Source organism: Pseudomonas sp. GP01-A4 (assembly GCF_058780865.1).
The window spans coordinates 45,300-67,046 of record NZ_JBYSWF010000033.1 but is presented as its reverse complement, the minus strand read 5'-3'; the positions used below and the strand labels follow the sequence as shown (position 1 = coordinate 67,046).

Annotated in this window: 20 protein-coding genes; 16 read left to right on the top strand and 4 right to left on the bottom strand. The window is 57.2% G+C overall.

All coding sequences use genetic code 11. The annotated features are described in order from the left end of the window. The 16 genes from AC3WKX_RS19225 (at position 1) to AC3WKX_RS19150 (ending at position 17,627) form a co-directional block, all read left to right on the top strand. Positions 1-2,229, top strand: a complete 2,229-nt coding sequence (locus AC3WKX_RS19225; protein WP_102605790.1) for a polysaccharide biosynthesis tyrosine autokinase — start codon at positions 1-3, stop codon at positions 2,227-2,229. A 105-nt stretch (positions 2,230-2,334) separates the two neighbouring features. After that, entirely contained in the window at positions 2,335-3,606 is a 1,272-nt protein-coding gene (locus AC3WKX_RS19220) for a DUF6369 family protein (RefSeq protein ID WP_008435476.1), read from the top strand. After that, a complete protein-coding gene (locus AC3WKX_RS19215; protein ID WP_087694220.1) occupies positions 3,603-5,063 on the top strand; it encodes an oligosaccharide flippase family protein in 1,461 nt (486 codons plus the stop codon). The genes AC3WKX_RS19220 and AC3WKX_RS19215 overlap by 4 nt, the downstream gene beginning before the upstream one ends. Continuing rightward, positions 5,060-6,211: a polysaccharide pyruvyl transferase family protein gene (locus tag AC3WKX_RS19210; protein WP_023658752.1), complete on the top strand. Its 1,152-nt coding sequence runs from the start codon at positions 5,060-5,062 to the stop codon at positions 6,209-6,211. Before AC3WKX_RS19215 ends, AC3WKX_RS19210 begins: the two co-directional genes overlap by 4 nt. Positions 6,212-6,229: 18 nt before the next feature. Then, positions 6,230-7,075, top strand: a complete 846-nt coding sequence (locus AC3WKX_RS19205; RefSeq protein WP_256579834.1) for a polysaccharide lyase — start codon at positions 6,230-6,232, stop codon at positions 7,073-7,075. Continuing rightward, a complete protein-coding gene (locus tag AC3WKX_RS19200; RefSeq protein WP_102368815.1) occupies positions 7,076-7,618 on the top strand; it encodes an acyltransferase in 543 nt (180 codons plus the stop codon). Between the two features lie 54 nt (positions 7,619-7,672). Beyond that, positions 7,673-8,635: a glycosyltransferase family protein gene (locus tag AC3WKX_RS19195; protein WP_008435460.1), complete on the top strand. Its 963-nt coding sequence runs from the start codon at positions 7,673-7,675 to the stop codon at positions 8,633-8,635. A 35-nt stretch (positions 8,636-8,670) separates the two neighbouring features. Further along, positions 8,671-9,126: a glycosyltransferase family protein gene (locus AC3WKX_RS19190; protein ID WP_023658755.1), complete on the top strand. Its 456-nt coding sequence runs from the start codon at positions 8,671-8,673 to the stop codon at positions 9,124-9,126. Continuing rightward, positions 9,127-9,603, top strand: a complete 477-nt coding sequence (locus AC3WKX_RS19185) for a glycosyltransferase (RefSeq protein WP_003211352.1) — start codon at positions 9,127-9,129, stop codon at positions 9,601-9,603. Between the two features lie 53 nt (positions 9,604-9,656). Next, positions 9,657-11,084, top strand: coding sequence for a mannose-1-phosphate guanylyltransferase/mannose-6-phosphate isomerase (locus AC3WKX_RS19180; protein ID WP_032899404.1), 1,428 nt, complete (start codon positions 9,657-9,659; stop codon positions 11,082-11,084). A gap of 12 nt (positions 11,085-11,096) precedes the next feature. Beyond that, the gene (locus tag AC3WKX_RS19175; RefSeq protein WP_003211357.1) at positions 11,097-12,440 is read left to right on the top strand and encodes a UDP-glucose dehydrogenase family protein; all 1,344 of its coding nucleotides are present in this window, start codon (positions 11,097-11,099) and stop codon (positions 12,438-12,440) included. A gap of 179 nt (positions 12,441-12,619) precedes the next feature. Next, positions 12,620-12,904 (top strand): hypothetical protein, encoded by a 285-nt coding sequence (locus tag AC3WKX_RS19170; protein WP_102605791.1) that lies wholly within the window; start codon positions 12,620-12,622, stop codon positions 12,902-12,904. Between the two features lie 85 nt (positions 12,905-12,989). Further along, on the top strand, positions 12,990-14,102 hold the full coding sequence (locus tag AC3WKX_RS19165) for a polysaccharide export protein (RefSeq protein WP_143495494.1): 1,113 nt from the start codon (positions 12,990-12,992) through the stop codon (positions 14,100-14,102). A 14-nt stretch (positions 14,103-14,116) separates the two neighbouring features. Beyond that, positions 14,117-14,776, top strand: a complete 660-nt coding sequence (locus AC3WKX_RS19160) for a YjbF family lipoprotein (protein WP_032899416.1) — start codon at positions 14,117-14,119, stop codon at positions 14,774-14,776. Next, positions 14,773-15,540 (top strand): capsule biosynthesis GfcC family protein, encoded by a 768-nt coding sequence (locus AC3WKX_RS19155; RefSeq protein WP_102605792.1) that lies wholly within the window; start codon positions 14,773-14,775, stop codon positions 15,538-15,540. Before AC3WKX_RS19160 ends, AC3WKX_RS19155 begins: the two co-directional genes overlap by 4 nt. Next, positions 15,537-17,627 (top strand): YjbH domain-containing protein, encoded by a 2,091-nt coding sequence (locus AC3WKX_RS19150; protein WP_102605793.1) that lies wholly within the window; start codon positions 15,537-15,539, stop codon positions 17,625-17,627. The genes AC3WKX_RS19155 and AC3WKX_RS19150 overlap by 4 nt, the downstream gene beginning before the upstream one ends. 262 nt (positions 17,628-17,889) lie before the next feature. On the opposite strand, the gene AC3WKX_RS19145 is transcribed toward AC3WKX_RS19150, so the two are convergent. From AC3WKX_RS19145 to AC3WKX_RS19130, 4 genes are all read right to left on the bottom strand, one after another. Next, positions 17,890-19,284 (bottom strand): undecaprenyl-phosphate glucose phosphotransferase, encoded by a 1,395-nt coding sequence (locus AC3WKX_RS19145; protein ID WP_087694227.1) that lies wholly within the window; start codon positions 19,282-19,284, stop codon positions 17,890-17,892. 220 nt (positions 19,285-19,504) lie between these two features. Further along, on the bottom strand, positions 19,505-20,194 hold the full coding sequence (locus tag AC3WKX_RS19140; RefSeq protein WP_008435430.1) for a winged helix-turn-helix domain-containing protein: 690 nt from the start codon (positions 20,192-20,194) through the stop codon (positions 19,505-19,507). Positions 20,195-20,226: 32 nt separating this feature from the next. Beyond that, positions 20,227-20,982 (bottom strand): YuxH family protein, encoded by a 756-nt coding sequence (locus AC3WKX_RS19135; protein ID WP_102605794.1) that lies wholly within the window; start codon positions 20,980-20,982, stop codon positions 20,227-20,229. Further along, positions 20,975-21,703 (bottom strand): winged helix-turn-helix domain-containing protein, encoded by a 729-nt coding sequence (locus tag AC3WKX_RS19130; RefSeq protein ID WP_003211381.1) that lies wholly within the window; start codon positions 21,701-21,703, stop codon positions 20,975-20,977. The genes AC3WKX_RS19135 and AC3WKX_RS19130 overlap by 8 nt, the downstream gene beginning before the upstream one ends. Positions 21,704-21,747 lie beyond the last annotated feature (44 nt).

The window sequence follows — 21,747 nt, the reverse complement described above, 5'->3', positions numbered from 1 at the left end:
ATGCAGCAAACGCCAGCAGTCACCGTACAGGAAGACGATAACGGGGAGATTGATCTCCTCGGTCTGTTTGGAACACTGATCGACCATAAATGGCTGATCGCTGCGGTGACCGGTGCCTTTATGGTCACTGGCGCCGCCTATGCGGTGCTGGCAACCCCGGTCTACCAGGCGAATGCCCTGCTGCAGGTCGAAGCGAAAAAGAACGACTTGCTGGGCTTCTCGGACATCGGCGGGATGCTGGGCAAGGAGTCGCCGTCGGCCACCGAGATCGAGCTGATCCAGTCCCGCTACGTGATTGGCAAAACCGTCGACAACCTGAAACTCGATATCGTCGTACAGCCGATGTACTTCCCGGTGGTGGGTGAGTTCCTGGCGCGCCGCTTCCAGAAGGCCAACCCCGGTGCAATCGCCGAGCCGCTGCTGGGCCTGGACAGCTTCGCCTGGGGCGGCGAGTCGCTGAAGATCTTCAAGCTGGACCTGCCCGACGGGCAATTGGGCAAGAAGCTGACCCTGACCGTGGGTGAAAACGCGCACTACACCCTGGTGGATGAAGATGACCAGGTGCTGGCGGCCGGCGAGGCCGGGCAGCCGTTCGAGCAAAATGGCGTGGCATTCCAGATTGAAGAACTGCGCGCCAAGCCCGGCACGCGTTTCCGGGTGATCCGCAATGCGCGACTGACCAGCATCCTCGACTATCAGGAGAACCTGGATGTGGTCGAGCGAGGGAAGGAGTCGGGCATGATCGGCCTGGCACTGGAAAGCACCGAGCCGGACCAGGCGATCAAAATCCTCAATCAGATCGCGGCGATCTACGTGCGGCAGAACGTGGAGCGCACCTCGGCTGAGGCGGCGCAAAGCCTGGCGTTTCTCAAGGAGCAACTGCCGGAGGTCAAGAAGGACCTGGAAAAAGCCGGGAAGGCCTTGAATGAATACCAGATCCGCAGCAAGTCGGTGGACATCACCCTGGAAACCAAGGCGATTCTCGACCAGATCGTGGGCCTCGATACCAGCATCTCCGAGCTGAAGCTGCAACAGGCCGAGATGGACCGCAAGTTCACCCGCCAGCATCCCGCGTATCGCGCATTGCTGACCCAGATCGGCGAGCTGACCAGCAAGCAGCAGAGCCTGGCGAGCCGGGTCGAGAGCCTGCCTTCCACCCAGCAGGAACTGCTGAGCCTCACCCGGGATGTCGAGGTCGGCACGGCCATTTACACCCAGTTGCTCAACAAGTCCCAGGAACTCGATGTGATGCGCGCGGGCACCGTGGGCAACGTGCGCCTGATCGACACCGCAGACGTCAATTTCTTCAAGCCGATCAAGCCGAAAAAGATCCTCATCGTGCTGATCGCGACGCTGCTGGGCGGCTTCCTGGCGGTGACGCTGGTGCTGCTGCGCAAGGCGCTGAACCGTGGCCTGGAAAGCCCCGAGGCCATCGAGCAACTGGGCTTGCCGGTGTACGCGTCGATTCCGTACAGCACGCTGCAAAAGGTCGAAGAAGACAAAATCAGCCGCGGGCGTGGGCGTGCCGATGCCGGTTCTTCATTGCTGGCCATCAGTCACCCCACGGACCTGGCAGTGGAGGCCTTGCGCAGTTTGCGCACCAGTTTGCACTTCGCGATGCTCGAGGCGCCGAATAACCGGATCATGATTTCCGGCCCCAGCCCCGAGGTGGGTAAAACCTTTGTCTCGGTGAACCTGGCGGCGGTCATCGCGCAAACCGGGCAGCGCGTGTTGTTGATTGACGTGGATATGCGACGGGGCTACCTGCACAAAGTGCTGGGTGTGCCGGCCAAGGATGGGCTTTCCGACATCCTCTCCAATCAATGCACCCTTGAATCCGCCATCCACAAAACCGGCATTGAAAACCTCGACATCATCAGCCGCGGGCAAATACCGCCGAATCCTTCCGAGCTGCTGATGCACCGCAACCTGACCGAGCTGTTGGCGCAGGTCAGCGAACGGTATGACCTGGTGATTCTGGATACGCCACCGCTCTTGGCCGTGACCGACGCAGCCATCGTGGGACGGCAATCGGGGACCAACCTGATCGTCACCCGCTATGGCTTGAACCCGGCAAAAGAGATCGAGCACACCATGCGCCGATTTGCCCAGAACGGCATCGTGCTCAGGGGCGCGATCTTCAACGGCGTTGAAAAGAAAGCGTCGGCCAAATATGGCTACGGCAACTACGGGTATTACCAGTACGAGTACCAGGCTGATCGGAGCTGATTCACCACTGTAATTGCAGGATAGAGGTCACGTTTTCAGGAAATGAACGAAAAATCCTGGGGCGGTAGCGTGCCAAATTCAAATCAGCATAAAGAATACCCAGCCATGTTTTACCTGTTATCCCTTATCGCGCTGTCAGCGGGTTTGCTCGCGGCGAAAAATCCAAAATACTCAATCGTAGTGTTCGGGATAATGCTGGCTGTTATTCCCACGGGTAACTCCTACAGCGAAATAATCTCGCTCAAGGGTATCTACTTCTTTGACTTTTATATCGTCGGCGGGCTGGGCGCACTGCTGATCCGGCAGGTGGCTACACAGAAGAAACAATTGACGGTACCGGGCGGCCTGCTTTTTGGTTGCGGGCTGTATGTGGTGTTACTCGCCTGCGGCCTGCTGGAGTCCTCGAACAAATACCTGTTGAAGGATGTTCGGCCTTTTATAATGATCCTGTCATTTATCGTGCTCTCGAACATCGCGACCCTTGCCGCAAAAACGCTGAAGTTGCAGACAGTGCTCCTGCTATTGATCGCGATGACCGCCTTCAATGTGCTGGACATTGCCTGGTTACGCTTGGGCTTGTACAAGTTTCAAGACGTCTACTACGAAGAAAACGCCTACCGCTACCTGGACGGCGGTACGTACGCCGCCGTGGCCTACCTGATTTATTACTTCATAGACCCACGGCTGTTCGAACACAGGAAAAAGCTCGCAAGCATTTGCCTGGCCACTTCATTCATCTGTTTGTTCATTGCCAACTCTCGCTTCATCTTTGTCTCGGTGTTTGCGGCGATCATCATCCACCAATACACCCGGCCCGCCCGCATGATAGGCGTTGCCCTGGCCGGGGCGGTGGTGCTGATGGCGTTCATTGGCATCAGCAATATGATCGGGGCTGATCGAATCAATGATGGTTTGTCGTCCGAAGGCATGGCCGCCCAATTGGCCACGCGCTTCAGCCCGGCGCTGGAGTTGATCCGCGGCATGAACCCGCTGCATTACTTTGTGGGACTGGGCGCGGGCACGCCGTTCGAGATTCCCTGGTTCGAGTACCGTGGCCTCGATGACAAGAACTCGAATATCGACAGTGCCTACCTAACCTACTTCGTTAAGTACGGGCTGATCGGCGTGTACTTGCTGTACGTGTTCATTACCTCGATTACCCAGCACATGAACAGCCGGGTGGCGGTTTCGATCGCCATCTTTCTGGGGGTGATGTTCGTTGTCTCGGCCACGCCTTATCAGCCGTACGCCATCGGTATCGCGTATGGCGCGATTGTGCTGCGGGTCTGTTCCGAACACACCGCCAGGCAACGCAAAAAGATCCTCAAGCCTGGCCAGCCGCTGATAACCACACCCTTGCAGGTGAATGCCGGATGAACAGCACACTGTTGAAAAAGTTCGTGTCCAGTACGGCATGGAGTTTCGTTTCTGCCGTGGCCACCAAAGTGTCGGTGGTCATCACCGGCATCCTGGTTGCCCGGGTATTGGGTGCGCAATCGTTTGGCGAGTATGGCTTGATCCAGAGCGCGATTGTGATGCTTGCCAACGTCGCCGCCCAAGCCACCACCACGGCGACGGCCAAGCATATCGGGCAGTTCAAGGAGACCTGTCCCGAGAAGACCGGCAGGGGCATCGCGCTGACGCTGCTGTTCTCGGTTGTGTTCAGCGGGATGATCATCGGGACAGCGCTGTTTTTCCCGCACTTTTTCTCCAGCGTTATCCTTGGGGCAGACAGCCTCAGCGCTGCATCGCTGATCGTATTGAGCACCATCACGTTGATTATCCTGTCGGGATGGACCCAGGGCTGCCTGACCGGTTGGGGCCAATACCGGACAATCGCGACCATCAATGGAATCATTGCGATTGTCGCGATTCCGGCGACGTACTTCCTGACCCTGCAGTTCCGACTTAACGGTGCGCTGCTGGGCTTGGCCGGTTCTCAATTGCTGATCGTGTTCTTCAGCGCACTGGCCTGCTGGAAGACATTGAAGGCCCGAAATACCACGCTGAGTTTCAAAGGTGCAATGACTGAAAAGCACGCAGTGCTGTCGGTTGGCCTGCCGGTATTGCTGACGGGGTTGATGGTCGCCCCGATGAACTGGTTCGCCAACAAGTTGCTGGCGGAAACAACTAACGGCCTTGCCGCATTGGGCATGTACGCCGCCGCGATGCAATGGAACGCGATCTTTTCCCATGTTTCCGTGGTGTTGGGCTCTGTGCTGGTGCCGATGCTGGCCGCCGCGCTGGGCGGTAAAAGCCGCAAGTTGGACGCCTTGAACTTTCTGTCGGGCTGGCTGGTGGTGTTGGTGATCATACAGCCGGTGATCATGTTCCCCGAGTTGCTGGCCAAACTGTATGGCAGCAGTTTCCTGGGGCGGGATTTTGAAGTGACATTAGTCCTGGTAATCCTGGGTTCGCTGCTCAGTGCATTCAAGTCCGGTATTTCAAGAAAGATGATCGTGATGAACCTGGCCTGGTTCAGTGTGATGAGTAACATTCTATGGGGAGTGTTATTCATTGCCGGAGCACTGTGGCTTCGGGAAGAAGGTGCAATCGGGATTGCCAAGGCATTTATCGGTTCGCAGTTTATTCACTTCCTGCTGGGACTGCCGTATTTCGTCTACAAGAAGATATTACCTCTGGAGTTGCTCGTATCTCCCAGGATCCTGATCTTGTGGACATTGCCTTTCATCAGTTTCATATCAAGCGCCTATGTCGAAAGTGTGCTGTATCGATTAATGATCATGGCGCTGATATTTATCTACATTCTCGCAACAACGTTTGCCTTGAATGCCGTGTTTAATGACCCCGTGGAAAATGGAAGCCCAGCATGAATGTCAGCAAAGTATATATCCGGGGGGCATACGGTCCTGGTAATTTGGGTGATGACGTATTAATGCTATGCGTGATCAATATTCTGAAAAAACGCTTTAAGGAATCGGATATAGCGGTGGGTGTCGATCATCCGCAGATCGCCAGGAACTTCAACCCGCGTATCAAGTGGCTGCACATCAAGGAGCCGGTCAAGGCTGACCTGGTGGTGTTGGGCGGTGGGGGCCAGTTCTTCTCGTTCATCCCGCCGGCCAAAGAGGCGGCTGCCAACAAAGGCATCGTGGCGAAGCTGTGCAAGAGCATCAAGGCGCAGACCGACCTGAAGTCCACGCTTCTGCGTTTGTATGTCGGGTTGCGCGGTGGTGTCGACAGGATCTATTTCCACCGGCGCCTGGCAGCGTTCTGCATTGGCCTGGGCCCCTTCGATGGCGGCGGCAAGCTGCTGACCCGCGCCGTCAGCGTGATCAATCGCTGTGACTACATTTCCGTGCGGGACGGTACCAGCCAGCAGCATTGCAAGGCCTTCGGAAAGTCCGACGTCGAGGTGTACACCGACCCCAGCCTGCTTTCCGACCTGTGGATCTCCAGCAAAGACCTGGAGGTCGGTAGCCTCAAGAAGGGCAAGTACCTGTCCTTCATCCTGCGCGACTGGCCCCATGACGCGAACGGGCAACAGTTCATCAAGGCGATGGTCCAGGCCGCGGATGAGCTCGCCAAGCGTGGCGAGCAGGTACGCCTGGTCTCGCTGTACAAGGAACGTGACCAGCACCTGATCGACAAGTACCACAGGTTCGAATGGTTGTGCTGGGACGCGGCGGGCGATACGCCAGAAACCTTCATGGCGAAACTGATCGTCGAGTCCGACGTGATCATCAGCGCCCGTGCACACGGTGTACTGCTGCCGGCTTCCCTGGGCTTTCCCACCATCGCGGTTGAAATCGAAAACAAGCTGAAAAAAGTCCATGAAATGCTGCCGCAGGGCACCCGGCTGGTCAGCACCCCAGACCCTGAGGTGATCAAGGCCACCATCAGCGAATTCCGGCAATCCAAGGCGCAAATGGCCGAGCACCTCAAGCAGGAGATCGCCCAGCGTTCTTCCCTTGCGCAAAAAGCGGTCGACGACTTTTTGAAATGGGTCGATGAAAAATAAAGTGGAGGGGCAACCGACGTGAAAAAGACAGCCTCGACGCTACTCATTGTGGCGTGCGCTCTGCAGGTGGCTGCCAGCGGCGCATCTGAGTTGAACGACCGTTGCGAGCCAGGCATCAAGAACATCTACCCGTCACTGCCGGACATTTCGCAGATGGCCGACGGGCCCCAGGCGCAAAGCAGCATAAAGGGCAGGGCCAATCTGACGAACAAGGCCTACAGCCAAAAGATCAAGGACATTGCCGTGCATTTTCCGGCCGGCTCCTATGACCCGGGTTCGATGGTGCGCCTTGGGTTGCCCTACGGCGGCATTGAATTCAAATCCCCACTGCCGCAACCGGGCAGGGAATGCCTGGTACTGACCTATGAGTTGAAGTTCGACAGGAATTTCGACTTTGTAAAAGGCGGCAAGCTCCCGGGCCTCTACGGTGGCACCGGCAATACGGGCGGCAAGATACCGAACGGCCATGACGGCTTTTCCACGCGCTACATCTGGAAAGAAAAGGGCGCCGGCGCCATTTACGCGTATTTGCCCACCAGTAAAACCTGGGGCACGGCAGTCGGGTTGGGTTCCTGGATCTTTACGGTGGGGCAATGGCACAGGTTGGAGCAACTGGTGAAGTTGAATACGCCGGGGCAGGCCGACGGTGTGATTTCCATTTGGTACGACAACCAGCTGGTGCACTCGGAAACCGGGCTGACGTTTAGAGACACGCCGGAGATCACCATCGACGGCTTGCTGTTTTCGACGTTCTTCGGTGGCAATAACCCGTCTTTCGCCACGCCGGTGAGTACCAATATCAGCTTCAGGAATTTTGTGATGAGTTCACAGCGCGTAACGGATACTTCAGGGCAGGGCGAGTAGATGAAGAACCTGAAACTGAACATCAAGAAGGCCGCTGTTGCGCTGTTCAATACGCTGCTCAGCCTGGCGTTGTTTTTCAATCTGCGACGCGCGTTGCTCCGGGCAACCGGATGCCGGGTGGGCGCCCGCACCACGATCCACCGCAACGTGGTGTTTTTCTCCTTCGGCAACTTCTCGGTCGGGAAAAACTGCACGGTCAATTACGACTGCTACCTGGATAACCGGGCGGGCATCCGCATCGGCGACAACGTCAATATTTCCCATAACACCCGGATTTATACGCTGGGCCACGATATCGATGACCCCATGAGTTGCCTGGTGGGGAAGCCGGTGTTGATTGAAGACAATGCCTGGATCTTTCCCAATGTGATGGTGATGCCAGGCGTCACCATCGGAACAGGCGCGGTTGTTTATCCGGGCAGTGTGGTCACGCGCAACGTTGCAGCGTATTCGATCGTGGGTGGCAATCCGGCCAAACATATCCGCTTCAGAAACAACACTATTCGATACAACGCCGACTTTCCGATCTGGTTTGCAGTGTAAGCAATCTCACTGGCCCCACCTTTATTTATGCAGGACTCTGACGTGAAATCATTAATGATTGCATGGATTGGCTATCAACGACGCGCCGATACCATGAAGCAATACTGGGCGTATGACATTCTGCATCTGCCCAACCAGTTCAAGAAGAAATCCGCGCGGCCGCTGGATTACTTGATCAAGTCGTTTAAAACCCTGAAGACCCTGTTGGCCGGTTCGCCTGACGTGCTGTGGGTGCAGTTGCCGCCGAGCCCGGTATTGCATATAGCACTGGCCTACAAGTTTATATTCAACCGCCGGCTGAAGATTATCGCCGATGCCCACAACAGCCTGTTGCGCAAACAATGGATAGGCTTTCCGGGCACGGTAGCGCTGTTGAATAGAATCGATGCCGTCGTCGTTCATAATTTTAAAGTCAAAGAAGAGTTGGCCGGCCTGGGCGTCAATGACACCAATATCTTTATCCTGGAAGACTTGCCGTGTGACTTTCACGCGGCGCCCGCCAGTGAGCGCGAGACACCCTATGTACTGTTTCCGTGCTCGTTTGATATCGATGAACCGATCGAGATCGTGATCAACGCCGCCCGGGAAATGCCCGGTGTCGACTTCCTGATCACCGGCAAGCATCAGGGCAAGCTCTCCGAGGAACTCGTGGCGTCACTCCCCGAGAACATCAAGCTGACCGGCTTCCTCAGCAAGGCGACCTTTGAACAGCTGCTGTGCCACGCGAATGTGGTGCTCGGCCTGACCACCCGCGACAACGTCCAACTGAGCGTGGCCAACGAAGCGGTCAGCGCCGGCAGGCCGATGGCGCTTTCGAATACCACGGTACTGCGCTCGTTGTTTTCCGAGGCGGCGGTGTTTGTCGACACCCTGGACCCGCTGTCCATCAAGGCCGGCGTCGCGCAGCTCATCGCTAATCAAGAAACCTATAAAGAGAAATCAGCCTTGCTCAAAGCCAAGCGAATAACCCGCTGGAAAGGCCAGGCCCAACTGTTAAGAACTGCCGCCACTATTTAATGATGTCTATTACACCTGACAGGAAGGGAACCGTCATGAGTCAATCAAGTGATGTTTTATTGATTTGTTCTGGAGGTGGGCACTGGGTACAAATGAGCAAGTTGCTGCCTGCCTTCGACGGTCAAAAAGTTACCATCGCCACCGTTGATATCAGCATTGGCTCGCAGTATCCAACCCATGCCTTCGCGCAAGTCCCGGACTTTAATCGCAGTGAACCGTTGAAGATCATCAAGGGCTTTTGCCAGATCTTTGCGATCGTTTACCGCAGCAAGGCCAGGTACGTGATCTCCACCGGGGCGGCACCGGGGTTGCTGGGGCTGGTCGCGGGAAAACTGATGGGCAAAAAGACCCTGTGGATCGACAGCATTGCCAATCCCAAGAAGCTCTCGTTGTCCGGCAGGATCGCTGTGTATTTTGTCGATGAGTTGCTGACCCAGTGGCCCACGCTGTCGCAAAACAGCCGCGCCCAATATAAAGGGAGGATTGTATAAATGATATTTTGCAGCGTTGGCACTCAAGCACCCTTTGAAAGAATGCTCGGCTACTTGCATGAGTGGAGTCATGCAAACCCGCAGGTCCCGATTGTTGCCCAGGTGGGCAATAACGAAAATGACCTGGGGCGCATTACGGCTTACAAGACCATCGCCGAGCCGCTGTTTTCAAAGAACTTCAATGCGTCAAAGGTGATTGTTTCCCATGCGGGCATGGGCAATATCATTCGCTCCCTTGAACTGGGCAAACCGATTGTTATTGTCCCGCGCGACAGTCGGCGTGGAGAACACATCAATAATCACCAGTACGACACCGCCGAAAACTTTTCAGACCTTCCCTCTGTGTTTATCGCCCATGATAAAGATGCGTTCTTTTCGGCGATTGATTCGGCGCTTAACTACAGCAGTGCCGAAAGTTCACTGGACTTTACCGAAAGGGACCGCTTGATCAGTTATGTGAAGTCATTCACTTCTTAGTTTCGGCTGTTTGTCAATCCGCTCTTATTGCCTTTAATCATCGAGTAATCGTTATGATCCCAGTTATATTGTCTGGCGGTTCAGGCACGCGCCTGTGGCCGCTTTCAAGAGCGCTTAAACCAAAGCAGTTTATTGCGCTGCACGGTGACTTGAGTTTGTTTCAAGCCACCTTGGATCGCATCAAGAACCTGTCGATAGAGGGCGAGACCGTCAGCCCGCCGATCATTGTGTGCAACGAAGAACACCGTTTCATCGTGGCCGAGCAAAGTCGATCACTGGACGTGATTCCGCAGAAAATCCTCCTTGAGCCGACCGCCCGCAACACCGCCCCGGCGATTGCGGCAGCAACCCTGTCGGCGCTGGCGGATGGGGACGATCCGATCCTGCTGGTGCTGGCGGCGGACCATGTGATCGGCGATACCCAAGCCTTTAATGCGGCCTTGACGCTGGCCAAGGTGGAAGTCAACAAAGGCAAGATCGTCACCTTCGGGGTTGTGCCCACCAAGCCGGAGACCGGCTACGGCTATATCCGCACTCAAGCGGCTGCGGTGGACGGCGCCGCGCATGTCGATGCCTTCGTGGAAAAGCCCGACCTGGCGACCGCGCAAGGCTACCTGGAACAAGGCAACTACTTCTGGAACAGCGGCATGTTCATGTTCCGCGCCTCGGTGATGAAGGCCGAGCTGGAGCGCCTGAGCCCGGAGATCATGGTGGCCGCGGAACTGTCCCTCTCCAACGCGGCCCATGACCAGGATTTCACCCGGCTCAGCCAGGTGGATTTTGTGAACGCACCCAACGTGTCGATCGATTACGCGGTGATGGAAAAGACCGACATCGCGTCGGTGGTCATCCTCGATTCGCCGTGGAGCGACCTGGGTGCCTGGGACTCAGTGTGGGAAGCGGGCCTCAAGGATCAGAACCAGAACTGCACCCAGGGCGACGTGCTGCTGCAGGACGTCACCAACAGCTATGTGCATGCCAGCCACCGCCTGGTCACGGTTGCAGGGATCAATGATGTGGTGGTCGTCGAGACCGCCGACGCGATTTTGGTGACCACCAAGGACCACGCGCAAGACGTCAAGAAAATAGTCGCGCAGCTGACTGAAAAGCACCGGATCGAGAGCACCAGCCACCGCGAAGTCTATCGGCCGTGGGGCAAATATGACTCGGTGGACCAGGGCTATCGGTACCAGGTGAAGCGGATCACGGTGAAGCCGGGGCACAAGCTGTCGGTGCAACTGCACCACCACCGGGCCGAGCACTGGATCGTGGTGTCCGGCACCGCGAATGTGCAAATCGCCGACAAGCAAGTGCTGCTGACCGAGAACCAGTCCACCTACATCCCCATTGGCGTTGTGCACTCCCTCGAAAATCCGGGGCGAATCCCGCTGGAGCTGATTGAAGTCCAATCGGGTTCGTACCTGGGCGAGGACGACATCATCCGCTTTGAAGACCGCTATGGCCGCCTCGAGCTTGTTTAAAGGAAGATTGAAATGAATGTAACTGTATTTGGAATCGGCTATGTGGGTCTGGTGCAGGCAGCGGTGCTGGCCGACGCGGGGCATGAGGTGTGTTGTGTCGACGTGGACGCGACTAAAGTCGAGAACCTCAAGGCCGGCATTATTCCGATCTTTGAGCCCGGGCTGAGTGCGCTCGTCCAGAAGAACCATGATGCCGGACGCTTGCACTTCACCACCGACGCCGCGCAAGGCGTGCGGCATGGAGAGGTGCAGTTCATCGCCGTGGGCACCCCGCCTGATGACGATGGCAGCGCCGACATCAAGTACGTGCTCTCCGTTGCCGCGACCATTGCGCTCAACATGACCGAGCCGAAGATTATCGTTAACAAGTCCACGGTGCCGGTGGGGACGGCGGACAAGGTCCGGGCAAAGGTGTCCGAGGTGTTGACGTCGCGGGGGCTTGAGGTGGAGTTCCACGTGATCTCGAACCCCGAGTTCCTCAAGGAAGGTTCGGCGGTCGCCGACTGCACCCGGCCCGACCGGATCATCATCGGCAGCGACAGCAGTTACGCCGTGGACCGCATGCGGGAGCTGTATGAACCCTTCAACCGCAACCACGAAAAGATCATCACGATGGACATCAGGAGTGCCGAGCTGACCAAGTACGCGGCCAACTGCCTGCTGGCCACCAAGATTTCCTTCATGAATGAAATGGCCAATTTCGCCGAACGCTTGGGCGCCGACATTGAGGCGGTTCGTAAAGGCATTGGCTCCGATCCACGGATCGGCTACGACTTTATCTACCCAGGCTGCGGTTATGGCGGCTCGTGCTTCCCGAAAGATGTGCAGGCGCTGGAGCGCACCGCGTCGTCGATCGGCTATCAGGCAACGCTGTTGTCTGCCGTCGAGGAAGTCAACAAGCGCCAGAAGCAGCACCTGTTCGGGCATATTCACCACCACTTCGGCGGCCAGCTGGAGGGCAAGACCTTCGCCATCTGGGGCCTGGCCTTCAAGCCCAATACGGATGACATGCGCGAAGCCTCGAGCCGCGTGTTGATCGAACAACTGCGCAGCGTGGGTGCCCGGGTCCAGGCATTCGACCCCGAAGCGATGGCCGAGACCCAGCGCATTTACGGGATGAACGAAGACCTGTTGCTGATGGGCACCAAGGAAGCGGCGTTGCAAGGTGCCGATGCGCTGGTGATCGTGACCGAATGGCGGGAGTTCAAGGCCCCGGACCTGGACTTGATAAAAGAAAAACTGAGCACGCCGGTGATCTTTGACGGCCGCAATATATTTGATCCGCAGCGTATGAAAGCCAATGGTTTCGAGTATTACGGTATTGGTCGCGGGTTATCGGTACGCCCCGTTGTTTAATCCTGACGATTATTAACATTGGTGGTTTGAGCTATCCACAAGTGAGATGATTTCGAGGAGGTTAAGTGCGTGATCCAACAGGATCTTTGCGCAGTTTGCATAGCCTGTTTATCTCCGTTCCATCACTACGCCCTTATTGCATTATTTGATAAGGGGTAAATATCGAGAAGGAGTCTGATATGAGGAAAATACTGTTGGCCGGCGTGCTGGCCTTTAGCAGTACTGCGGCATTGGCGGCAGGTGAAATCGCGAGCGAGGCCTTGAGCGATGCGGCCGGCGCGAGCGAGCCCCTGTCGTTGAGCACCCCGCTCGTGGGCGGCGTGACGCTCGGTGAAACCGTCGGGGTCGGTACCGCGGTAGTCGGCGCTGCGGCGGCGGCTTCCAACTCGGGCGGCAGTTCCAATGGCGGTACTTCCGGCACCGGCGGCACCACCGGTACAGGCGGTACCACCGGTACCAACTAATAACCCGCAATGTGTGTTGTTCAAGATCACCCGGAACTTCTGGGTGATCTTTTTTAGACTCGCCCTCGACTAGCGTAGTGCCATTATGATTCGTAGGTTACCTGTTCTTTTGCTGGCAAGTTTCAGCTTGCACGGCTGCATGTTTTCGCCTGGTCAACATATGGACACCAGTCAAATGTCCAGTGAGGGTTCTTCCGAAAGTACTCGGGTAGAGTTGATTCCCATCACCCCCAAATTGATTGCCATGGATGCCGCCACGCATGTTCGTGAATCGGTGCCGGCGGAACTGTTGTCTTATGTGCCCGGTGGCTATCGCGTCGGTGCCAATGACCTGTTGTTCATCACGGTTTGGGACCATCCCGAGTTGACGGCACCGTCCGGGCCGCAACAGCAGATCGACGCCAACGGGCGCCTGGTTCGCCCCGATGGCACGTTGTTTTATCCGTATATCGGCAACGTCCCGGTGGCCGGCAAGACCATCGAAGAGCTGCGGGCCTTTATCGCCGGGCGCTTGTCGCAATTTATTGAAAGCCCACAGGTCGACGTCAGCGTCCTGCGGTTTGCCAGCCAGACAGTGGTGGTGACCGGGGCGGTGATCAAGGCCGGGCAACAGCCGATCACCACCACGCCATTGAGCGCCGTCGAGGCCATTGGGGCCGCCGGTGTCGACCCCACGAATGCCGACCTCTCGAGCCTGACCCTGACGCGCGACGGCCGTGAGTACACGCTTGACCTGGACAGCCTCAATCGCCAGGGCTCGCAACTGCAGGGCATCTACCTCAAGGGCGGCGACCGGTTGTACCTGCCCTATAACGACCAGAAACGTGTCTACCTGATGGGCGAAGTCAATCAGCCCCGGGCCCTGAGCTTCAAGGGCAAGTCGATCAACCTGACCGATGCCCTGGGTACCGTAGGCGGCTTGAACCAGACCACTTCCAATGGCAATGCGGTCTATGTGATTCGCGGCGTGGACAACCTGGAAGCCGAACCGGCCAAGGTGTTCCAGCTCGATGCCCAGTCACCGTCCGCGCTGGTGCTGGCCACCCGGTTCGACTTGCAACCCCAGGACATCGTGTACGTCGGGCCGGCCGGCGTGACGCGCTGGAACCGCCTGATCAGCCAGTTGCTGCCGACCGCCAGTGCCATTGGGATTGGTGCCCGATCGGCCAATGACCTCAGTGAAGTCAACAGCAGATAAGGCGTTATCCCGTGGTGAAAATGTTGCCTACCAGCGCCTGCCTGTCGATGGCGCTCTTGTTGTGCGGGTGTAACCCGTTGATGAGGGCGTCGTGGTACACCCTCGAAACTTCTGTGACGGGCCCGGCCCCGATCAACGTGACCCGCGCCCAGGTCGACGCGGTGCCATACCCGCAGATCCTGGTGACCACCGCCGTCAGCGAGGGCGTGATGGCCATGGCCCGGCGCCGGGGCGACCTGCAGTTCTGGGTCGCTTCCGGCAAGCAAGTGGTGATGATGCGTGACGGCCTGGTGGTACGCACTGTCGGGCTGGGTGTTTCCCTGGATGGCACGCGTTTCAGTGGCGAATCGCCGTTCAAGCGCGGGCTCCAGCATCTGCCCGACGGTTACACCGGCACACGCTGGATCGACCTCTACGACGGCAACCGAATCGGTATCGCGGTCAACAGCCGTTTCAGCAGCCACGGTATCGAGACCCTCCGCATTCTGGACAAGGATTACGCCTTGCTGCGCATCGACGAGCAGGTGGACGCTCCCACCTTGAATTTCCGCGCCACCAACCATTATTGGGTCGACCCGCAGGATGGTTTCATCTGGCGCAGCGAGCAGCATTTGACGCCCCGGTTGGCCCTGAAAATCGTGCAATTGCGTCCCGACCGGGAGGCAGCCCGATGAAGTGTTCGAAGCTTTTATGGCTGGGCCTGTTGCTGATCGGCCCCGGCACTGGCCAGGCGGCCGTTACAGTCAGTGGCGATGTGCGCAGCCCTGGCGCCTTCGAAGTCAAGCCGGGTGCGCGTTTGCTGGACGTTATTCGTGTGGCCCAACCCAATGCAGAAAGCTACTGGTTGGGCGCCGCGTGGCTGCACCAGTCGTTGGTGAGCACGCAGGAACGCTTGAAGGCAGGGGTTTTGTTCGATCTGAAACTGCTGCAACGAGGGGCCTTGCTGGATGACCGTGGCTCCCGGGCGGACTTGAGTGCGCGTCTGTATCGACAGGTCGAACAGTTGCCGGTCACCGGCCGCCAGGTGCAAGTGCTGGACCCGATCGCCGTGGAGACGGGGTTCGCGCGCAACGCATTGCTGGATGACGGGGACCGGCTTGTCTACCCGCTGAGGCCGTCCACCGTGCACGTGCTCGGCGCGGTCGCGCAGTCCTGTGATGTGCCGTACCGGGCCATGCGCGAGGTGCGGGATTATGTTGGCGACTGCACGGTCCTCGATGACGCCGAGCGCGATGACCTGTGGCTGATCCAGCCCGACGGCCAGGTACGGCGCGTGGGCGTGGCGGCGTGGAATCGCGAGGACGGCGTGGTGGCGGCCCCCGGCAGCAGGATCCTGGTGCCGATCCGCAGCGACGACCTTGAGACGCCGACCCCTGATCTCAACCAACAACTGGCCGAGTTTTTCGCCACTCAACCGTTGGCTGAGGTGAACCCTTGAATTTACGTTTTGCGGCTGTACTGCTGTTGCCTTGCGGGTTGGCTCACGGTGACCCCCGTTACACCCAAAATGATTTCGGCGGCGTGGGCCTGCTACAGACCCCCACCGCACGCATGGCCCCGGCGGGAGAGTTGAGCGCCAACGCCAACCGCACCGATCCCTACTCGCGCTACAGTTTTTCCCTGCAACCGTTTGATTGGCTGGAGGGTTCGTTTCGTTATACCGCCATCAGCAACCGCAGGTACGGCGCCGAGGCGTTGAGCGGAAGCCAGAGCTTCAAGGACAAGGCCATCGACTTCAAGGCGCGGCTCTGGGAGGAAAGCCGGTGGGCACCGCAGGTGGCTTTCGGTGCCCGGGACATCGGCGGTACCGGGCTGTTTTCCAGCGAATACTTTGTCGCCAACAAGCGCCACGGCAACCTGGATTTCAGCCTAGGCATCGCCTGGGGCTACCTGGGAAACCGAGGCGACTTCGGCAACCCGCTGTCGGTGTTCGGCAGCAAGTTCAACGACCGGCCCAAGAGCACTGCGGTCGTCGCCAGGGCAGGGGACGTGAACTCCAACGCCTATTTCAGGGGCCGCCCTTCGTTGTTCGGCGGGATCGCCTATCAAACGCCCTGGGAACCCCTGAGCCTGAAACTCGAATACGAGGGCAATGACTACAAGAACGAGCCGTTGGACAACCCGATCAAGCAGGACTCGCCGGTAAACATTGGCGTGGTCTATAAGCTGGCTGACAGCGTCGACCTGAGTGCGGCCTGGGAACGCGGGAATACCGCGATGTTCGGCATCACCCTGCACACCAACTTTGTCAGCCGCAAGGCACCGGTCAAGACCTATGACCCGCCCGCCGAACCGTTGCCGGCGCGCATGCCCACCACCCCGGCCGACCAGGTCAACTGGGCCAACGTCGCCGACAGGCTGCAGCAGAATGCCGGCTACAAGGTGGAGCGCATTGCCCGGCGCGGCTCGGAATTGATGGTGTATGGCGAGCAGCAACGCTACTTCTATTCAGCCAAGGCCGTGGGACGCGCCAGCCGGATTCTCGACAACAGCGCCAATCAGGATATCGACTGGTTCACCCTGGTGAACAAGCGCTATGACATGCCCATCGAAGAAACCAGCGTGCCCCGTGCCACCTTCCGCGCCGTGGTGAACAACCAGCAACCGTTGACGGACCTGCACCGTAATACCGAGGTCAATCCGGCGGTTGCCCATCGGGAAACCACGCTCTACAGCAGACAATCCGAGCCGTTCAACTATGGCCTCGGCCTGGGTTACAAGCAGAACATCGGTGGCCCCGACGGCTTGCTTTATCAGTTCACTGCCGACGCCGACGCGGAGTACCGTTTTACCCGCAATACCTGGTGGAGCGGCTTGCTCAGCGCCAACCTGCTGAACAACTACGACAAGTTCACCTACGACGCACCCAGCGGGTTGCCGCGAGTACGCACCGACCTGCGCCAATACATGACCACGTCCGATGTGACGATGCCGAACTTCCAGGTCAACCATACGCAGCGCCTGGACCGCGACCTGTATGGCATGGTCTACGGCGGCTACCTGGAGTCCATGTACGCCGGGGTGGGCGGCGAGGTGTTGTTCCGGCCGGCGGGCAAGCACTGGTCAGTGGGCGCAGACCTGAACTTCGTGCGCCAGCGTGATTTCAACCAGGGCTTCGGCCTGCGGGATTACCAGACCATCACCGGCCATGTCACCAGCTATACCGAGCTGCCCTATGACACCCTGGCCGCCGTCAGTGTGGGGCGTTACCTGGCGCGGGACTGGGGCACCACCGTCGACATCTCGCGCCAGTTCAAGAACGGCGTGAAGTTTGGCGGCTGGGTGACGCTGACCACCGCCTCGAAGGAAGAATATGGCGAAGGCAGCTTCGACAAGGGTATCTATATTTCCGTCCCCTTCGACGAATTGATGAGCACCTCGACGATGCGTCGGGCCAACGTCGTATGGGCGCCACTGACCCGTGACGGCGGCGCACGCCTGAACCGCGGCTATTCGCTGCAGACCATGACCGACGGGCGTGACAGCGAGTTGTTCTACAACAACTTCGAGAAGATCACTGAGTGACGGTGCGGCATCTGCCGACCAGGTTGTCGACTGCCCGGCGTTGAATGCGCCGGGCAGTCGCCACGCCGAACGCTACAGCGCCAGGTGCAATGCCGGCGCGCAACACTTGCCTGACTTTCCTCTTTGATGACTATGCGAATGGCCCGGGCCGGGCGTTGCTGTGGGCGCTATCGTTGCGCCTTGCGGGGAGTGGTGGCGGGGAGGGCGCAAAGCGCGCCTGGTGCCCCGCGCCGCCGATGCAGCGGCACGGGGAAGGGCGGGGTCAGTAGATGTCTTTGGACAGCAGGGTAAACGGCGTCTTGAACAGGATCTTGATGTCCAGCCACAGCGACCAGTTGTTGATATAGCGCAGGTCGATATCGACGCGTTGCTGCATCTTCTCCAGGGTCTCGGTTTCACCCCGGCAGCCATTGACCTGCGCCAGGCCGGTGATGCCGGGCTTGATGCGATGCCGCGCCATGTACGCGCGAATCTTGCCCGAGTAGTAGTCATTGTGGGCGACGGCATGCGGGCGTGGGCCGACCAGTGCCATATGCCCTTGCAGCACGTTGAACAGCTGGGGCAGCTCGTCGATGGAGGTGCGGCGGATAAAGCGCCCTACGGGGGTAATGCGTGAGTCGTTGCGGCTCGCCTGGCGCACTTCGTGGTCGTCATGCACGCGCATCGAGCGGAACTTCCAGACCTTGATCACCTCGCCGTTCCAGCCGTGACGATCCTGCTTGAAAATTACCGGGCCGGGAGAGGTGAGTTTGATCAGCAGGGCGAACAGCAGCAGCAACGGGCTGAGCAGGATGATCGCCAACAGGGCCAGGCTCTTGTCCAGCAGCGACTTGCTCAGTGCGGCGGTCGGCCGGCTGGTCAGCGGGCTTTCATTGAGGAAGATCGCGGGCAATCCATCCACCTCGGCCACGCTGTGGTTGAGCAGCAGCATGTTGTTGAGGTCGGGCACCCAGATCACGTCCACGCTGATCTCCAGCAGGTTGAGGTACAGCGCCTCGATGTGGGTCGCTTCCTGGAGAGAGTGAGTGATGTACAGGCGGCGGATACCGTGCTGGCGGATCAGCGCGGGAAGATCGGGCAAGTCACCGAGGATCTGAGGCTGGGTGCCGGCCTGGGGGGAGGTGGTGCGGGGACCTACGAGACCGACCAGAGGGGAGCGTTTTTGCCTGGCGAGAGTATTGGCCAAGTCGGTTGCAAGTTTTCCCGTACCAATAATCAGCGATTTCTGGCGCTCATGTAGTTGCCGGTGGTAGTACCTGGATAGACTGTGAATGGGAATGTAGCAAAGGGCTAGTATTGGATAGCTGACAGCAGCCCAGAGTAGCAGGATCTCGAAGGGAAACAGCGAACTGGCATTACAGGCTATGCCGACCGCGAACAATATGCCCAGGGTCAATAACCAGCCGGTGAATAATCGTCCCAGCCCAACAAAAAAGTCATCTTTTTTGCTATAGACGTCACATAACATGTAGGCCGGTATAGAGGCCAGTATTGTAATGGCTGCCAATATCCGGTAATGGGATTCCAATTGCCCGGTCTTGAAAAGTACCAGTGAAAACAAAAGTACAACGACCACACTCAGGGCAATTGCCCACTGTCCCCAAAAGGTCAGGCCTTTGGGTGTAAGGTTACGATGCATTCTTCTGTTGTTAAGCATACTTCTGCTCCCTGTGGTATCCACTCACGTGCTGGCAGGTTAAAGCGAGGCGTGGTTTTAATGACTATCAAATGGCAGGCGCACGCGTAGGCGTGCGTATTGATAGTAATAAATGGCAGGGAGCAATGGCTGACGACTTATAACGCGGTCATGTTGTTATAAAATGGCAGATAGAAAGGCGTTCTAATAGGCAGGGTGAATTGTAATTTTTATGAAATAATTATTGTTCTGTGACGTTTGCGCGACTGCTCAGCGGGCTTTTTATTTTTTGTGTCAGGCAGTAGCCACGGTTACGCACCGCGCGGAACAGGCGTTCGCCATCATTCACGCGCTTGAACTTGTCCTGCAATCGGCTAAGGCACATTTCAAGCCCGCGATAGAGGTCGGGCTCACGTCCGATGTTGCGGATAAGTTCTTCCTTGCTGACCACACGTTCTTCATGGTTCAGCATTTTCTTGATCAATGCCGACTCAATAGTGGTCAAGGAAATGCGTAGCCCACCTTTCACCAGCGCACGATCTTGCTGGGTAAGTAGCCAGACATCGGGGCCGCGTAATGCAGAGGATGAGTTAACTGTTTCCGTGGTGGTGTTATTCAGGTCCGGGTGTGTGACGTCTGATTTTAGAGCCGTGATGTTAGGTTTTTTTGATGCGTCGTAAAGTTGTCGGGTCAGTCGATTACTGGCTTCGTAAAGTCTTTTGGCGGCGACATAGTTACTGAGCCACAGATTGAAATTCTGCTCTTTGGTAACGGCGTAGGAACTGGTCGAAGCGTCCGATGTTTTTTCCACGGTTTCGATCAGCGGCCCGCTGTCGACGTCGTAATGTAAAAATGCCACATTTGGCGTGAAATCGTGCAGTGCGATTGACGGGTACGTCGATGTAAATGTGTGTTTCTTGAGAGAACTCATGGCATTCACCGATTCCAGGAAAGTACGGGGGTTCATAAACTATCAGCAGGGGAGAAGTAGGGGCCCTGAAAATAGTCAAAAGGCAAGCGTCTGGCGAGAAGTGCGCTGTCGGCGTGCTCGACGTTGTCGGCGATGAAGGAGACCCGGGTGGTGCTCATCAGCCCCAGCATCTGGTCGTAAAGCCGGTCGAACAGGCCCGAGCGGGTGTTCAGACTGAGCCTGAGGGCCGAGTCTGGAAAAGGCATTTTTATATAGTCATAAAGACTCAAGTCGATCAGCAGGTCGGTGTCTTTTGTATTTAATGTGTAATTGTTATAGGCAAGCTTCAGGTTGCTCCGGTCTTTCAGGCTATACAGTTGACGGATCATGCTCCGGCGTTCCAGCGGGCCCGGAAGGGTGTCCAGTGTGTTTTCAACGCTGACAATGAGTTGTTGTCTGTTTTTTTCCAGCGTGTGTGAAGTATCGATAATTTCCTTGAGCAGGTCCTCATTCATCAACAGCGATTGCTCAATTCGGAAAAACTTGTGGAGGCCCGGGCTTTTATCCGCGCGCAAACGTTTACTTGTGCGGGCAAATGAACTCGGCCTGGCATGTTGCAGGGCTTCGCTGTAGGCGTCTTTAAGTTGTTCGGAATAAAACGGGCAGGCGTCATCACGCGGGCTGTCGAGCGCAGGCTCGGCGTGGACGCGGATCTCACTGCCCCACAGCGTGCAACTTCGTTCAAGTATCGCTTGCCGCGAAAAGGTGAAGCAGGCTGACGCCTCACGTAATAAGGTTCCGCTATTCACGGTTCGACCGCTCCCTGACGGGGTGGATATGATTAACCGAAGCCAGCCCTCTGCTTAGTTTGTAGCCGTAACCGCGAATGCTCTGAATTATATTGCTTCCGTAATGTGATTTTATTTTGCCACGTAACCGGCTAATCGATTTTTCGAGGGCCCTTGAATCATAAAATCGGGGATTCAGCCCCATTACCACGGCGATTTCATCATGGCTGAGCAATCGATTATGAATGAGCGCTTCCAGTACTTTCATTTCGACAAAGGACACTTCGAGCTTTTTGCCACCCCCGTAGATGCACATGCGATCCTGATCGAGTAGCAAATCAGTATTACTTAGCCAGTATGTCTCGCTGAGGAACGCGGCAAACAGGGCAAGTTTTTTCTCGGGCGAGCTCTCGACGACCTTTATGCAGTAATCGGCGCCTGCGAGATAATATTTGGTTTTGCTTAGTGTAGTGGCGAAGGTGACAACCAGGAAAATGGTGCTGCCAGGATTTTCCGATCTGGTTTTTTTAATGATGTCCAGCGTTTGGGTGCTGGCAGAGGGGGTGTCGATCTCTATGATGATGGCACGGTAATGTCCATGGCTTGCATAGGGACCGATTAGTTGGCCGTAGGAGCGTGTATCGACTTTTAGATTTTTCGGTACAGTACGAACTATAAGCTCGCTGAAGTCCTCGGATTTCGATGGGGTCCGTGCAATAGCGAGGACGTTGGAAAAATGCATCACGTTGCTCCCTTTTCCGGCATGCGAGGCCGTCAATTCAATCG

What these genes read in the sequence shown, in the direction of transcription:
- AC3WKX_RS19175 (WP_003211357.1), top strand. Translation starts at nt 11,097, where the DNA reads ATGAATGTAACTGTATTTGGAATCGGCTATGTGGGTCTGGTGCAGGCA.
- AC3WKX_RS19155 (WP_102605792.1), top strand. Translation starts at nt 14,773, where the DNA reads ATGAAGTGTTCGAAGCTTTTATGGCTGGGCCTGTTGCTGATCGGCCCC.
- AC3WKX_RS19210 (WP_023658752.1), top strand. Translation starts at nt 5,060, where the DNA reads ATGAATGTCAGCAAAGTATATATCCGGGGGGCATACGGTCCTGGTAAT.
- AC3WKX_RS19145 (WP_087694227.1), bottom strand. Translation starts at nt 19,284, where the DNA reads ATGCTTAACAACAGAAGAATGCATCGTAACCTTACACCCAAAGGCCTG.
- AC3WKX_RS19140 (WP_008435430.1), bottom strand. Translation starts at nt 20,194, where the DNA reads ATGAGTTCTCTCAAGAAACACACATTTACATCGACGTACCCGTCAATC.
- AC3WKX_RS19200 (WP_102368815.1), top strand. Translation starts at nt 7,076, where the DNA reads ATGAAGAACCTGAAACTGAACATCAAGAAGGCCGCTGTTGCGCTGTTC.
- AC3WKX_RS19130 (WP_003211381.1), bottom strand. Translation starts at nt 21,703, where the DNA reads ATGCATTTTTCCAACGTCCTCGCTATTGCACGGACCCCATCGAAATCC.
- AC3WKX_RS19165 (WP_143495494.1), top strand. Translation starts at nt 12,990, where the DNA reads ATGATTCGTAGGTTACCTGTTCTTTTGCTGGCAAGTTTCAGCTTGCAC.
- AC3WKX_RS19195 (WP_008435460.1), top strand. Translation starts at nt 7,673, where the DNA reads ATGATTGCATGGATTGGCTATCAACGACGCGCCGATACCATGAAGCAA.
- AC3WKX_RS19215 (WP_087694220.1), top strand. Translation starts at nt 3,603, where the DNA reads ATGAACAGCACACTGTTGAAAAAGTTCGTGTCCAGTACGGCATGGAGT.
- AC3WKX_RS19225 (WP_102605790.1), top strand. Translation starts at nt 1, where the DNA reads ATGCAGCAAACGCCAGCAGTCACCGTACAGGAAGACGATAACGGGGAG.
- AC3WKX_RS19190 (WP_023658755.1), top strand. Translation starts at nt 8,671, where the DNA reads ATGAGTCAATCAAGTGATGTTTTATTGATTTGTTCTGGAGGTGGGCAC.
- AC3WKX_RS19185 (WP_003211352.1), top strand. Translation starts at nt 9,127, where the DNA reads ATGATATTTTGCAGCGTTGGCACTCAAGCACCCTTTGAAAGAATGCTC.
- AC3WKX_RS19170 (WP_102605791.1), top strand. Translation starts at nt 12,620, where the DNA reads ATGAGGAAAATACTGTTGGCCGGCGTGCTGGCCTTTAGCAGTACTGCG.
- AC3WKX_RS19180 (WP_032899404.1), top strand. Translation starts at nt 9,657, where the DNA reads ATGATCCCAGTTATATTGTCTGGCGGTTCAGGCACGCGCCTGTGGCCG.
- AC3WKX_RS19220 (WP_008435476.1), top strand. Translation starts at nt 2,335, where the DNA reads ATGTTTTACCTGTTATCCCTTATCGCGCTGTCAGCGGGTTTGCTCGCG.